Source organism: Amaricoccus macauensis, assembly GCF_049800915.1.
Lineage (GTDB): Bacteria > Pseudomonadota > Alphaproteobacteria > Rhodobacterales > Rhodobacteraceae > Amaricoccus > Amaricoccus macauensis_A.
This window is the reverse complement of the sequence record NZ_JBNAFY010000001.1, coordinates 157,333-170,471: the sequence shown is the minus strand read 5'-3', so window position 1 is coordinate 170,471 and position 13,139 is coordinate 157,333. Positions and strand designations below refer to the sequence as shown.

17 protein-coding genes are annotated in these 13,139 nt (G+C 62.1%); 9 read left to right on the top strand and 8 right to left on the bottom strand.

Annotated elements, in window-relative coordinates; all coding sequences use genetic code 11:
- Positions 1-65: 65 nt before the first annotated feature.
- The 7 genes from ACP15W_RS00695 to fabA all read right to left on the bottom strand — a co-directional run bounded on the left by ACP15W_RS00695 (position 66) and on the right by fabA (position 5,757).
- Complete coding sequence (locus tag ACP15W_RS00695; RefSeq protein ID WP_424930901.1) at positions 66-701, bottom strand: calcium-binding protein; 636 nt, start codon at positions 699-701, stop codon at positions 66-68.
- Positions 702-809: 108 nt separating this feature from the next.
- A complete protein-coding gene (locus tag ACP15W_RS00690; protein ID WP_424930900.1) occupies positions 810-2,171 on the bottom strand; it encodes a sensor histidine kinase in 1,362 nt (453 codons plus the stop codon).
- On the bottom strand, positions 2,168-2,833 hold the full coding sequence (locus ACP15W_RS00685; RefSeq protein WP_424930899.1) for a response regulator transcription factor: 666 nt from the start codon (positions 2,831-2,833) through the stop codon (positions 2,168-2,170). Before ACP15W_RS00685 ends, ACP15W_RS00690 begins: the two co-directional genes overlap by 4 nt.
- Positions 2,833-3,144 carry a PepSY domain-containing protein gene (locus tag ACP15W_RS00680; RefSeq protein ID WP_424930898.1) on the bottom strand — a complete coding sequence of 104 codons (312 nt, stop codon included), beginning with the start codon at positions 3,142-3,144 and terminating at the stop codon, positions 2,833-2,835. Before ACP15W_RS00680 ends, ACP15W_RS00685 begins: the two co-directional genes overlap by 1 nt.
- Positions 3,145-3,213: 69 nt before the next feature.
- Positions 3,214-4,002, bottom strand: coding sequence for an enoyl-ACP reductase FabI (locus tag ACP15W_RS00675; RefSeq protein WP_424930897.1), 789 nt, complete (start codon positions 4,000-4,002; stop codon positions 3,214-3,216).
- A gap of 4 nt (positions 4,003-4,006) precedes the next feature.
- Positions 4,007-5,236: a beta-ketoacyl-ACP synthase I gene (gene fabB, locus ACP15W_RS00670; protein ID WP_424930896.1), complete on the bottom strand. Its 1,230-nt coding sequence runs from the start codon at positions 5,234-5,236 to the stop codon at positions 4,007-4,009.
- Between the two features lie 14 nt (positions 5,237-5,250).
- Complete coding sequence (gene fabA / locus ACP15W_RS00665) at positions 5,251-5,757, bottom strand: 3-hydroxyacyl-[acyl-carrier-protein] dehydratase FabA (protein WP_424930895.1); 507 nt, start codon at positions 5,755-5,757, stop codon at positions 5,251-5,253.
- A 177-nt stretch (positions 5,758-5,934) separates the two neighbouring features.
- Here fabA and irrA point away from each other — a divergent pair, with 177 nt between their 5' ends.
- Positions 5,935-6,372, top strand: coding sequence for an iron response transcriptional regulator IrrA (irrA, locus tag ACP15W_RS00660; protein WP_424930894.1), 438 nt, complete (start codon positions 5,935-5,937; stop codon positions 6,370-6,372).
- A gap of 37 nt (positions 6,373-6,409) precedes the next feature.
- On the opposite strand, the gene ACP15W_RS00655 is transcribed toward irrA, so the two are convergent.
- Complete coding sequence (locus ACP15W_RS00655) at positions 6,410-6,937, bottom strand: SH3 domain-containing protein (protein WP_424930893.1); 528 nt, start codon at positions 6,935-6,937, stop codon at positions 6,410-6,412.
- Positions 6,938-7,050: 113 nt separating this feature from the next.
- Between ACP15W_RS00655 and ACP15W_RS00650 the strand changes: the two genes are divergently transcribed.
- The 8 genes from ACP15W_RS00650 to ACP15W_RS00615 all read left to right on the top strand — a co-directional run bounded on the left by ACP15W_RS00650 (position 7,051) and on the right by ACP15W_RS00615 (position 12,969).
- On the top strand, positions 7,051-8,037 hold the full coding sequence (locus ACP15W_RS00650) for a 2-hydroxyacid dehydrogenase (protein WP_424930892.1): 987 nt from the start codon (positions 7,051-7,053) through the stop codon (positions 8,035-8,037).
- Positions 8,038-8,075: 38 nt separating this feature from the next.
- Positions 8,076-9,269: an oxidoreductase gene (locus tag ACP15W_RS00645; protein WP_424931586.1), complete on the top strand. Its 1,194-nt coding sequence runs from the start codon at positions 8,076-8,078 to the stop codon at positions 9,267-9,269.
- Positions 9,270-9,386: 117 nt separating this feature from the next.
- Entirely contained in the window at positions 9,387-10,619 is a 1,233-nt protein-coding gene (gene ccmI, locus ACP15W_RS00640) for a c-type cytochrome biogenesis protein CcmI (RefSeq protein ID WP_424930891.1), read from the top strand.
- Positions 10,620-10,681: 62 nt separating this feature from the next.
- Positions 10,682-11,101: a Holliday junction resolvase RuvX gene (gene ruvX / locus ACP15W_RS00635; protein ID WP_424931585.1), complete on the top strand. Its 420-nt coding sequence runs from the start codon at positions 10,682-10,684 to the stop codon at positions 11,099-11,101.
- Complete coding sequence (locus tag ACP15W_RS00630; protein ID WP_424930890.1) at positions 11,098-11,328, top strand: DUF1289 domain-containing protein; 231 nt, start codon at positions 11,098-11,100, stop codon at positions 11,326-11,328. The genes ruvX and ACP15W_RS00630 overlap by 4 nt, the downstream gene beginning before the upstream one ends.
- Before the next feature lie 144 nt (positions 11,329-11,472).
- Positions 11,473-11,766 carry a 50S ribosomal protein L28 gene (gene rpmB, locus ACP15W_RS00625; protein ID WP_424930889.1) on the top strand — a complete coding sequence of 98 codons (294 nt, stop codon included), beginning with the start codon at positions 11,473-11,475 and terminating at the stop codon, positions 11,764-11,766.
- Positions 11,767-11,905: 139 nt separating this feature from the next.
- A complete protein-coding gene (locus ACP15W_RS00620) occupies positions 11,906-12,139 on the top strand; it encodes a hypothetical protein (protein ID WP_424930888.1) in 234 nt (77 codons plus the stop codon).
- A gap of 38 nt (positions 12,140-12,177) precedes the next feature.
- The gene (locus ACP15W_RS00615; protein ID WP_424930887.1) at positions 12,178-12,969 is read left to right on the top strand and encodes an inositol monophosphatase family protein; all 792 of its coding nucleotides are present in this window, start codon (positions 12,178-12,180) and stop codon (positions 12,967-12,969) included.
- Positions 12,970-13,139 lie beyond the last annotated feature (170 nt).

The following is a 13,139-nucleotide window of genomic DNA, read 5'->3' as shown; positions in this document are numbered from 1 at the left end:
AAACACCGCCCCCTCGAAAGAAGGGCCGGCGCCTGTGCGTGGTATCCATATTCCCAGCAGGGGCTTCAGAGAATGAAATCCCCCGCGTCGAGATCATCGAGATCCATGTTCTTGATCTTGATGCTGTCATTCGAAGTCAGAGCCAGGATCACGTTGTCGCCTGACTGTTCCGCCTTGTTCTCCACCGAAGAAAAACTCGAGAAGTCGTAGTCCGTCAGATCGATACGGTCGGACCCGAGCTCGAAGTCGTAGATGACGTCGTTATCGTCGCCTTCCTCGAATTCGAAGACATCCGCGCCGGCCCCGCCATAAAGCCGGTCGTCACCGTTGCCCCCTTCGAGTGTATCACGCCCCTCGCCGCCCTTCAGGGTGTCCCTGCCGTTGCCGCCATCGAGCTCGTCCCGCCCTTTTTGGCCAAGCAGCTTGTCCTTGCCGTCATCGCCGTCGATCTCGTCCGACCCTTTTCCGCCATATAGGACATCGTTGCCGTCATCGCCGTCGATCTCGTCCACGCCGTCGCCGGCCTTGACCGTATCATTGCCGCTGCCGGCCTCTATCTCATCGTTGCCGCCGCCTCCGTAGATCTTGTCATTTCCGCTCCGCCCCTCGATATCGTCGATTCCGAGTTGACCGTAGATCTTGTCTGCAGATGAAGTGCCGCGAAGATCGTCGTTCTCATCTGTTCCCGTAATCTTGGCCATGCTTTCAACTCCCACGTTCCAATATGAAATGCGCCACTCGTCGTGCGGCTGAAATTCGTAATAACAATCTTCTCTGACCCCAGTCTGACGGACGATGTCAGACTTCTGTCAGCTTGCAGCCTTTTCGGCGACGCCTCGTAGTCTTATGATACTTTCGAACCCGTCTAAAACGTTTCCCAGGAGCAATTCGCCCCCGGCGGCCTCACAGATCTCGGACGTGATCGCGAGCCCTAGGCCAGAACCCGGTTCGGAAATATCGAGACGCGCACCGCGAAGCCTGAGGCGGGCCAGTTCAGCATCCGGAACCCCCTTCCCATCGTCCCTGACAGCGATCCGGACTTCCTGAGCTGCCCCCGTGACACGCACGCGGACCTCCGTTCGGGCGTGGCGGGCGGCATTCTCCAGCAGCCCGCCCAGGGCTTCAGTCAGATCGCCCGAATCAATTCGGGCCCGAACGTTCTCCGCACCTTCGACGACCCACCGCAGTCTTTGCCCATCCGGTGTACGCTGCAGGACACGGACCAACGGGGCAATCACGGTGGTCGGCGAGCAGGATGCAGCCCAGCCGGTCGCTGCAATGCGTGCGCGGGAGAGTTCGCGCTGCACATGCCGCTCGATGGCCTGCGCGATGTCCTCTATGCTCTCCGCGCTTTCCGAATTGCCTGTGTTCCGCAACCTGTCCGCCTCACCTATGAGGGCCTGAAGCGGTGTCTTGAGGGCATGCGCGAGATCCGATGCCCGCGTCCGGGCTTTCGCCACGGCAACCTCGCGCGAAGCAATCAGCGCATCGACTTCCGCGACTAGCGGCTGCACTTCCCCGGGGAAACCGTCTCCCAATCTGCTCGCGGCACCCGAACGCACGGCGACGACCCGCTCTCCGACCGCTGCAAGTGGTTTGAGGCCGATGGCCACCTGCACCCAGCCGCCAGCGACCAGCATGACACCGAGAAGACAGAGAAAAGGGCTCAGGTCGCGAAGAAAGCTGCGCGCTGCTGCACGCAACTCGATTCGATCCATGGCCACGACGGCGCGGACATTCCCGCCCCCGAGCGCCGGTTGGAGCACGGCCCTTCGCTCAAGCACCAACAGGCCTTCGCCTTCCGGGCCTTCGATGTCGTAGGACCGCAACGCCCCGAGAACCGCATCGGCCAATGGCAATTCGAGAGTGGTATCCCAGAGCGAGCGCGAGATGGTGGTGACGCCGTCGATCTCCACCTGCCAGTAGCGACCCGAGAGCGGCAGATGGTAACGCTGGTCCGCCGGGGGCAGACTGACCTCGAGGGCTCCCTCATCGGATCGCTCGATTCCCGCCAGCAACTGGTCGAGATCGGCCGACAGTTCATCAGCGGCCCGGCGTTCCGCGTGACGTTCGAAGAGCGCCGTGAGCCCGGCCGAGCCGACGGCCAGCAGAACCACCACGGCCAACCCGCCGACAAGCAAGAGGCGTAGTCGAATTGAGCGCGAGATCACGACACATGATCTTCCGCAATATAGCCGAACCCGCGCCGGGTGCGCACAACATCCGGTCCGACCTTCCGCCGCAGCCGGGTGATGATTGCCTCCACTGCGTTGACCTCTCGCGCGTCATCGTCCCCGTAGAGATGCTCCAGCAGTTCGGTCGGTGGTATCACCCGCCCCTTGTTCAGCGCCAGGAACGTGAGCAAGCGGTATTCAAGGGGCGAAACCGATATGGGTTTCTCGTCAGAATGAACGGTCATCCGGTTGGTATCAATCCAGACGGAACCGATCGCGACACGAGAGGCAGCATGGCCCGATGCACGCCGAACGAGCCCTCGCGCCCGCGCCACCAGTTCCTCCATGTGAAACGGTTTCGGCAGGTAGTCGTCGGCACCGGCCTCGATCCCCTCCACCCGTTCGGTCCATGCGCCACGGGCAGTCAGAATCAGAACCGGCATTTGTCGCTGGTTGCCGCGCCAACGCTTCAGGATCGACAATCCGTCCATGCCCGGCATGCCGAGGTCGAGAACCACGAGGTCGAAGATCTCCGTGTCGCCGATGAACCAGGCCTCTTCGCCATCTCCGCAGCTGCGGACCGCAAACCCGGCAGCTTCCAGGGCGCTGGCGAGATCGCGGGAGATGCGCGGGTCATCCTCGACGACAAGCGCTCGCATCAATCGTCCTCCACCTCAAGTGAGAGCGTCTCTCCTGTGGCCGCGTCGACCAGAACCTCGATGACGCGGCCGTTGGGCTGGATCAGTTCGAGTTCGTAGAACACACCTTCGCCTTCCAGCTCTAACTCGATCTCGATCATACGTCCGCCGTGCTCACGCTCCACGCGTTCGAGAATTTCGGTTAGCGGAAGGATTTCCCCACGCTCGACCGCCTCGCGGGCACGACCGTAATCCTCGTAGGTCGCCGCAGAGGCCAGAAGAACGGAACAGACAAGCGAGGCGGCAACGGCCGGTTTCGTGAGCTTTCGCATGGTATTCCCAACGGGCGGGTTTTTCCCGTCTATCCTACCTGTTCCGCCTGACTCCCCGCTGACAGAGAATCAGAGGTTTTCGGGCTGTGCCATGCCGAGAATATGGAAGCCGCCATCCACGAAGATCACTTCGCCGGATGTGCAGGAGGAGAGATCCGACAGGAGATAGAGCGCCGCGCCACCGACCGACTCCAAGCTAGCATTCTTCCGCATCGGGGCGTTCTGCTCCGTGACCTTGTAGACCTTCCGCGAGCCTGCAATGGCTGCGCCCGCCAGCGTTCGCATGGGTCCGGGGCTGACCGCGTTGACACGGATACCCTTTGGCCCGAGGTCGTTTGCAAGATAGCGAACGGCGCTTTCCAGCGCGGCCTTGGCAACGCCCATCACGTTGTAGTTCGGCGTGACACGTTGCGCACCGATATAGGTCAGCGTGATGATGGAGCTTCCCTCGCTCATGAGGGGTTCGGCCCGCCGGGTGAGCTCGACAAGGCTGTAGCAGGAAATATCGAGCGAATTCAAAAAGTTCTCGCGCGATGTTTCGACAAACCGACCGTCGAGTTCGGACTTGTCGGAATAGGCAATGGCGTGAACGATGAAATCCAGCGAGCCCCAGTTCTCGGTCAGGGCCTCGAAGAGCGCATCCAGCGAGGCCGGGTCCTGCACATCGGCCGGCAGGATCATGGTTGCGCCGATGCTCTCCGCGAGAGGACGCACCCTGCGCCCGAAACCTTCGCCCTGATAGGTGAAGGCCATTTCCGCCCCGTGGGACGAAAGGACCTTCGCGATCCCCCAAGCAAGGGAGTGGTCGTTTGCCACTCCCAGAACCAGGCCGCGTTTGCCGGCCATCAACTGTGCCATGGGATCACCCGTCAAATTTGCTCAACAACATCGACCCGTTCGTTCCGCCGAAACCAAAACTGTTGGTCATGACGGTATCAAGTCCGGCATCATCAATCCGTGTCGTCGCGATCTCGCCGGGCTGTATACCGGGATCGAGCGTTTCCACATTGATCGAAGGTGCCACGAAGTCGTCCTTCAGCATCAGGAGACAGTAGATTGCTTCCTGAGCGCCCGTCGCGCCCTGGCTGTGACCCGTCATCGATTTCGTCGAGGATATCGGCGGCGTGACCCCCTCGCCGAAGATGCGGCGGACAGCCTCGACCTCACCCACATCGCCAACCGGCGTGGAGGTCCCATGCGCGTTGATATAGCCAACCTTCCGGCCCTCGGGCAGCGTTGACAGGGCGAGCCGCATGGCACGTTCCCCGCCTTCTCCCGAAGGCGCGACCATGTCATGGCCATCGGACGTCGCGCCGTAGCCGGTCACTTCAGCGTAGATCTTGGCACCACGGGCCTTGGCGTGTTCGAGTTCCTCAACCACGACCATGCCGCCGCCGCCGGAAATCACGAAGCCGTCGCGATCCGCATCGAATGCGCGCGACGCCCGTTCCGGCGTATCATTGTATTTCGAGCTCATGGCTCCCATGGCGTCGAAGAGGCAGGAGAGCGTCCAATCGAGTTCCTCGCCGCCACCCGCGAACACGACATCCTGCTTGCCGAGCTGGATCTGCTCCACGGCATTGCCGATGCAGTGCAGGGAGGTCGAACAGGCCGAGGTAATCGAGTAGTTGACCCCCTTGATCTTGAAGGGCGTCGAGAGGCAGGCCGAAACCGTCGAAGACATGCAGCGGGTCACCATGAAGGGCCCCATCCGCTTGGGACTGCCCTTGTCCAGAACGATCTGGTGCGCGGCAAACATGTTGCGCGTCGACGGTCCGCCGGAACCGGCAATGAGCCCCGTGCGCTCATTCGAGACATCGGACGGCTCCAATCCCGAATCCGCGATGGCCTGTTCCATGGCAATGTAGGCGAAGGCCGCCCCATCGCCCATGAAGCGCATCTGTCGCTTGTCAATGTGATCGGCAAGGACGATATCCGGTTTGCCGTGGACCTGGCTTCGGAACCCGTGTTCGGCGTAGTCGGGCGCAAAGGAAATGCCCGATTTTCCGGCCTTCAGTGCGGCTGCGACCTCTTCGGCGTTGTTTCCGATGGAGGAAACGATGCCGAGGCCAGTGATAACGACGCGGCGCATCTCGATGCCCCTCTCTATTCCTGGAACAGACCGACCTTCATTCCGGTGGTGGTGTAAAACACCTCTCCGTCCGCCTTCATGATGCCATCTGCGATGCCGAGTTTCAGCTTGCGATCGATGACCCGGGTAAAGTTCACCGTGTACTCTAGGAGCTTCGTCTCGGGCGTGACCATGCCGGTGAATTTCACCTCACCGACACCGAGCGCGCGCCCTCTGCCCTTCATGCCACGCCAACCCAGGTTGAACCCGGTCAGCTGCCAGAGCGCATCCAGACCGAGGCACCCTGGCATCACCGGGTCCCCAACGAAATGGCACTTGAAGAACCAGTGATCGGGTTTCACGTCGAATTCCGCAACGACATGGCCCAACCCGTTCGGGCCGCCATCATCTGAAATCTCCGTGATCCGATCCATCATCAACATGGGCGGTTCGGGTAATTGGGGATTACCAGGCCCGAACATCTCCCCCCGGGCGCAGGACAAAAGTCCCTCGTAATCAATGCTTGTTGCCCGTTCAGTCATGCAACGCCACGCTCCTGTCCTCCAAGGCCCCGTAGGCTTTTTCGACCTGTAACACCGCTGATCGACGGGGTGCAAGGGCGGGACGATCCTGCAATTGCGCGCGAGACAGGCACGCCGGGCTGGCATTCCGCAACGATTTCGCTATAAAAATCCTGAAACAGTAACGGGTGAATACCAATGTGTGCCTCGACCGGAACCGGGTCCCAGGCGCTCGAGCGAGCGGAAGCTTGGCTCGCATCGGGCTCCTTGCGCCCGACACGGCAACGCCTTGCGCTGGCGAGACTTCTCGTCGGCGACGGACAGGATCGTCATGTGACCGCGGAGAGCCTTCACGAGGCCGCCGGCACCTCCGACGTGTCGGTCTCTCTCGCGACCGTCTATAATACCCTGCGCGCCTTCTGTCAGGCCGGCCTCATGCACGAGATCACGGTGGATGGTTCGCGTTCCTATTTCGACACGAGGGTCGACAGCCACTCCCACTACTACTGGGAGGATGATGGCCAATTGACGGATGCGCCAAACAAGGCCGTGCAGTTGGCAAGCAAGCCGGACATTCCGGAGGGTGCGACATTGTCCCGCGTCGATGTGGTAATCCGGCTCCGGCGCGAAAGCTGAGCATCGGTTTCGGCCGGCTGATGCAGCTTTCCGGCTTTCAGTCGAATTCCTCGTCTGCACGCACGCCCCAGAGGGCACTGCGCTCGAGCCAGCCTTCGTGACCGCCCGCACGCACTTCGCACCAGTCACCGAAGCAGGTTTCGAGTTGAACCAAGGCACCGGGCTCGGCTTCTGCCCGGACATCGGCGCCGACCTCTGGATCAGCGAGCATGGGGACGTTCTCCTCTCCGGTCACAAGCCCCGTCCGAACGCCCGAGATCAGCGACTGGTGGACCCAGCCGCCATACCCTTCGGCATCCTGCACCCTGCGCCACTGCCCGTGTTCCGCGACCACCTTGACCGGCAAGCCGCGGCGCACGAATTCCCAGTCGATCCTGTAGTCGAGCCCCGGTCCGCGCCGCGCATTCGCATGGTCGGCCCGGATCGAGACGAAACGCGGCATGGGGAGATTCGTCACGGGTCCGCGGGCCAGCACCTCCTGTGCACTGGCACCAGAGGCCGCATCGGTCAGCGACAGCATCGCCACCGCCAATGCCAGCGAAAATCCGCATCGAAGCCTGTCCATCTTTGGTCCTGCTTTCACCTCGCGCCGGGATAGTCTCTGGATTTCTCCGATCTCCCCGTGCCATTAATGCGGCAAATTAACCGACAAGCATCGCCAGAAAAACAGGAATCAGCATGTCCTCCAAACCTGTGAACGTGTTCGTGACACGGCGGCTTCCAAAAGCGGTTGAGTCCCGGATGCAGGAACTCTTCGATGTCACCCTCAACACGCAGGATATTCCCCTTGCGCCGGAGGAACTGGCGAAGGCGATGGAGACGGCCGATGTCCTGGTGCCCACCATTACCGACAGGATCGACGCCAAGCTGCTGGCCCATGCGGGTCCGCAATTGCGGCTGATCGCGAATTACGGGGCGGGTTTCGATCATATCGACGTGGCCAGCGCGCAGCAACGCGGCATCACGGTCTCAAGCACGCCCGGCGTTTTGGCGGAAGACACCGCCGACATGGCCATGGCGCTGATCTTGTCGGTTCCGCGGCGCATTCCCGAGGGTGTGCGCATCATGCAGAGCGGCAATTGGGAAGGTTGGAGCCCCACGGCACTGATGGGCCACCGCATCGCCGGCAAGCGTCTCGGCATTCTCGGCATGGGTCATGTGGGCCAGGCGGTCGCGCGCCGCGCGAAGGTCTTCGGACTGGACCTGCACTACCACGATCGTGGCCGCCTTCACCCGGAGATCGAGGAAGGCCTCGGCGTTCACTACTGGGAAAGCCTCGACCAGATGCTCGCCCGGATCGACATCCTCACGATCCACGTGCCGCACACGCCTTCCACCTTCCACCTGATGAACGCGCGACGTCTCAAGCTGATGAAACCCACGGCCTACGTGGTGAACACGGCCCGTGGCGAGGTGATCGACGAGAATGCGCTCACTCGCATGCTGCGCGGTGGCGAGTTGGGGGGTGCCGGTCTCGATGTCTATGAGCACGGGCATGATGTGAATCCGCGACTCATGCAGCTTCCGAACGTGATGCTCCTGCCGCATATGAGCTCTTCGACCGAGGAAGGCCGGCTCGATATGGGCGAAAAGGTCATTCTTAATATCAAGACCTTCGAGGATGGGCACAGGCCGCCGGATCGTGTCGTTGCAGGGATGCTTTGAGTGACCGGCAGCCGGTCTCCGAGACGGAGTAAGTTGTCCTGACGGGAGGCAGTCAAACCCTCTTTCGCCCCCAGGAGCTACCTTGCGGAGTGGTTCTCAAGAACCGGATCGCAAAGGCAGCCATGTCTGATTCTCTCGGCGACGGGCGTGGAAATCCCTCGAACGCGCAGTTCCGCCTCTATGAGCGATGGGCCGAGGGTGGATGCGCCCTCTCGATCGTGGGCGAGGTTCAGGGCAATCACCAATATGCCGAGCGCCCTGGCAACCTTGTACTGCACGAAAAGTCCCCGGCCGCGGCTTGGGAAACGCTTGCGCGAGCCGGCTCGGGATGCGGATCACGGCTCTTTCTGCAACTCGGGCATGCGGGGGCTCTTGCCTATGGCCCAATCAGTTCCCCCAAAGGGCCGTCCGCACTGAGCGTTCCTGGGCTGACCTGCGGTGAACTGACGCGGGACGAGATCCGCGCCCTTCCAGGCCATTTCGCCCGCACGGCCCGACTGGCCCGAAGGTTCGGTTTCGGTGGCGTCGAATTGCACGCCGCGCACGGCTTCCTGCTGGGGCAGTTTCTCTCTCCCCTCTTCAACCGCCGCGCGGACGACTACGGCGGAAGCCTCTTGGCGCGGGCGCGACTCGCGCTCGAGGTGCTGGAGGAAGTCCGCTCCGCCGTCGGCCCGGAGTTTCCTGTCGCGATCAAGCTCAACTCGAGCGATCAACTCGAAGGTGGTCTTACGCAAACCGAAGCCCTGGAGGTCGTAAAACTGCTTGATGCCAGCAGCATCGACCTGATCGACATCAGCGGTGGGACGTACTTCCCCGGCGCGAAATCGGCGTCCGACAGCGCCGGGAGCGGCCCCTATTTCCTCGATTTCGCCCGGAAAGCCCGGCAAGTGGCACGCAAACCGCTTATGCTCACCGGTGGCTTTAAGTCGCGGGCCCAGGCTGTCGCCGCCATTGAAGACGGCTATACGGACATCGTGGGCATCGCGCGAGGTCACGTGCTCGACCCAGGCCTTGCCCGCTCCTGGCAAGGCGAGAAGGCGCAGGATCCAAATTTTCCCCGCTTCTCGACAAATATCGAAGGCGGCGTGACCGCGTGGTACACGATGCGCCTGACCGACCTCGGTGAAGGCCGAGAAACGCCCGACACCCGAAGCGTCGAAGACGCACTCGAAACCTTCGAGCGGCGCGATGCTGACCGAACGTCAACCTGGAACGCGCACTTTACCCCTTGAAGCTCCTCCCAGCGGCACACCTGGGTCTACCCACGCAAACGCGACCAAAGCAACATTGTGCCTGCGCCTGCCTGGGACTAGGGTCCGCCTCCACGAAACGAGGCATTTGGATGCACCATGCTGTTCTGGATATTCGCGGCGATACTGATCCTTTGCAGTCTCCTGCTGGTTCTGGGCCCGCTGCTGCGCGGCGAGAAAAGGGCCGGGCGAAGAGCCAGCCACGACATGCAGGTCTACCGTGATCAGCTCAGGGAGGTCGAAGCGGAAAGCGCGCGCGGCCTCCTGAGTGCGGAGGAAGCCGAAGCGACACGGCTGGAGCTTTCCCGCCGTCTTCTCCAGGCCGCCGACGCGGAGGCGGCCGAAGCGCAGGCCGATCGGGCACCGCGACGGATATCGCTTGTCGCCGGGGCACTGGTGGCCGGATGCGCGATTGCCGCCGCCGCAGGGATCTACCTTTACACGGGTGCCGCCGGATTTCCCGACCAGCCACTGGCGGAACGGAATCGGCTCATGGCGGAAGCCTATGCCAACCGACCCAGCCAGGAAGAAGCCGAGGCCGCGGCACGCGAGGCCGGAACTGGGCCTGCCGCCGCGCTCAATACCGACAGCGACCTTGCTCTCGTGGAGCAACTCCGTACCGCCTTGGAGGACCGTCCAGGGGATCTTCGCGGCCACCGGCTGCTTGCGCGCAGCCTTGCCAGCCTGGGGCGCTACGCGGAAGCCCGCGCAGCTCAGGAAGACGTTATCGAGATCCTTGGTGAAGAGGCGCAGGTCTCGGACAACCTCGAACTCGCTGAACTCATGATCCTTGCCGCGGGCGGTTATGTTTCGCCGGAGGCAGAGGAATTGCTCGCAGACGCCCTTGAGAGAGAGCCCGCACATCCACTCGGCCGCTACTATTCCGGAGTGGCCCTCCTTCAGGCGGGCCGGCCCGACCTGGCCTATCCAATCTGGACGCGGCTCCTGAACGAAAGCCAGCCGAGCGCACCCTGGGTCGCGCCGATTCAGGCCCAAATCGGGGAAGTCGCCAGACTTGCAGGCATGCCCGCACCGGACACCTCCGCGACTGCCCCTGGTCCCGATGCCGCAGATATTGCCGCCGCCGAAGACATGTCACCCGAGGAGCGCCAGGCAATGATCGAAGGGATGGTCGAAGGCCTGGGTGCGCGCCTCGCGGAGGAAGGCGGCCCGCCGGCAGACTGGGCGCGACTGATCAGGGCGCTCGGAGTTCTGGGCCAGAAGGAACGGGCAGAGGCAATCCGCCTGGAAGCGGTTGCGAAATTCGCATCCGACCCCGCTGCTCTGGAACAGATCGAGGCCGCGGCCGCAGCCGGAGGACTGACGCCTTGAGCTGGCAGATTTTCGAGAACCCCGAGGAATTCGCGGCGGCAATCGCACCGGGCAAGGCTCTTATGGGTCTGGATCTCGGCACAAAGACGATCGGGGTCGCGGTATCCGACACAATGCGACAGATCGCCACTCCACTGAAAACCCTACGCCGACGCAAATTCGGACAGGATGCGGAAGCCCTCGCCGGATTGATCACCGAACGCGGAATCGGCGGGCTCGTCCTCGGACTGCCAAGAAACATGGACGGGAGCGAAGGCCCGCGATGCCAGTCGACCCGTGCCTTCGCCCGCAACTTCTCGGCACGCACGGAAATGCCGATCACCTACTGGGACGAGCGTCTCTCGACAGTCGCGGCGGAGCGTGCGCTCCTGGAGGCGGACACCAGCCGCAAGAGGCGTGGCGAGGTCATTGATCATGTCGCGGCAGGATACATCTTGCAGGGTATGCTTGACCGTCTGAGGCACCTGGAGGCCAGCAGATGACCGATGATGTCTGGAAGCGTGAAGAGGTCGAGAGCCCTTGCGTGAAGGTTTGTGTGATCCATGAGGAGTCTGGACTGTGCCTCGGGTGCTACCGCTCGCTCGAGGAGATCGCAGCTTGGTCGAGTCTACCGCCACAGCAACGCCAGGCCATCATGAATGAGTTGCCCTCGCGCACTGAACGGGTAAAACCCAGACGACGCGGCGGACGTGGAGCCAGGTCGCGTTGATTGCGCAAGAGCCGCAGCTCCGGGCCTTGACGGGTGAAACCGTATCGGCTAGGAGGCCGCTTCCAGATTTTATGGCGCCCTAGGCAGTCCGGCGTCCAGGATGAGTCGTGAACAGGGCAACGCCCAGAGCAAGGAAAAAGAAATATGTCGCGCCGCTGCGAACTGACCGGTAAGACCGTAATGGTGGGCAACAACGTCAGCCACGCCCACAACAAGACGAAACGCCGCTTCCTGCCGAACCTCAATACCGTTTCGCTCACCAGCGAAACCCTCGGGCAGACCGTGTCCTTCCGGATCAGCTCCGCTGCTCTTCGGACAGTTGACCACCGGGGCGGCCTCGACGCGTTCCTCGCAAAGTCGAAGGACGACGAACTCTCGCCGAAGGCTCTCAAGCTGAAGCGCGATATCGCCAAGGCACAGCAGAGCGCTGCCGCCTGAGCGCGCAGCGCCTAAGGGTAATTGCGAAAGCGGTTTCGAGCGGGCCTTCTGGCCCGTTTAACGTGTTATGCATTGCGGATATGCGTCTCCTCGGCGGATCACCCGCATGGCTGGAAGGTGAGATTACTCCGTGATGCGAATGGCTCTGATTGTGATGGCTCTTTCGTGCCTTGCGACCTTGGCCCATGCTGCGTCCTTCAGCCATACAGACCGCAACCGCGACGGTGTTGTCTCCTTCGACGAGGCAGAGGAAACCTTTCCTCGCCTCAATCTTGTCTTGATCAAGAAGGCTGACCGCAACGGAAACGGCGTCATCGACAAGACCGAGATGCCCGCCCTAAACTCCATCAACCGGTTCCAGAACGAACGCTGAGGCCGCAACCTCCCCCCGAACAAGGCAGACCAAGCGCCATGACGCAAGCTTCGGCAAATGTGAACATCATGATCAAGGCGGCCCGCAAAGCCGGGCGGAGTCTGGTTCGGGATTTCAATGAGGTCGAAAACCTTCAGGTTTCGGCGAAGGGGCCCGGCGATTTCGTGAGCCGCGCCGACATGCGGGCCGAGGAGATCATTCGCACCGAGCTTACCGAGGCCCGCCCGAACTACGGCTGGCTGGGTGAGGAAAGTGAGGAAGTGCCGGGTACGGACCCCACGCGCAGATGGATCGTTGACCCACTTGATGGAACCACGAACTATCTCCACGGTCTCCCGCACTGGGCTATCTCCATTGCCCTCGAACACAAGGGACAGGTGGTCGCGGCCGTCGTCTATGATCCTGCGAAGGACGAGATCTTCGTCGCCGAGAAGGGCTCCGGGGCATGGATGAACGATCGCCGCCTTCGGGTATCCGGCAGACGCGACATGATTGAGATGATCTTCGCCACCGGAGTGCCTTTTGGCGGTTCGCCTCTATTGCCCAAAACGCTGCGTGACCTCGCCGAGCTTACCCCCCGCACCGCCGGAATTCGGCGCTGGGGCGCTGCTGCCCTTGATCTCGCATATGTCGCGGCCGGGCGATACGACGGCTATTGGGAGCGCGGGATCAGACCCTGGGACATGGCGGCCGGGCTTCTGCTCGTCCGGGAAGCGGGCGGGTTCACGGGCCCCATCCAGGAAGGCGCCGGCATGTTCGAGAGCCGCAGTGTTGTCGCCGCCAACCCGCATGTCTTCGAGACACTGACCGGAATCGTCCGTAAGAGTTGAGGGCGCCGCTCCGGCGTCTGGTGTCCCATCGGTGAATTGAACCGCCCCCTACACAAGGGTCGGGTTCAAAGCACGCGCATTTTACTGCCTGCAATCCTTATCGATACACGTGAAACGTGCTACTATTGAGCGCACTCATTAGTTGCAATTGCATTTTTCTCGTATCGATT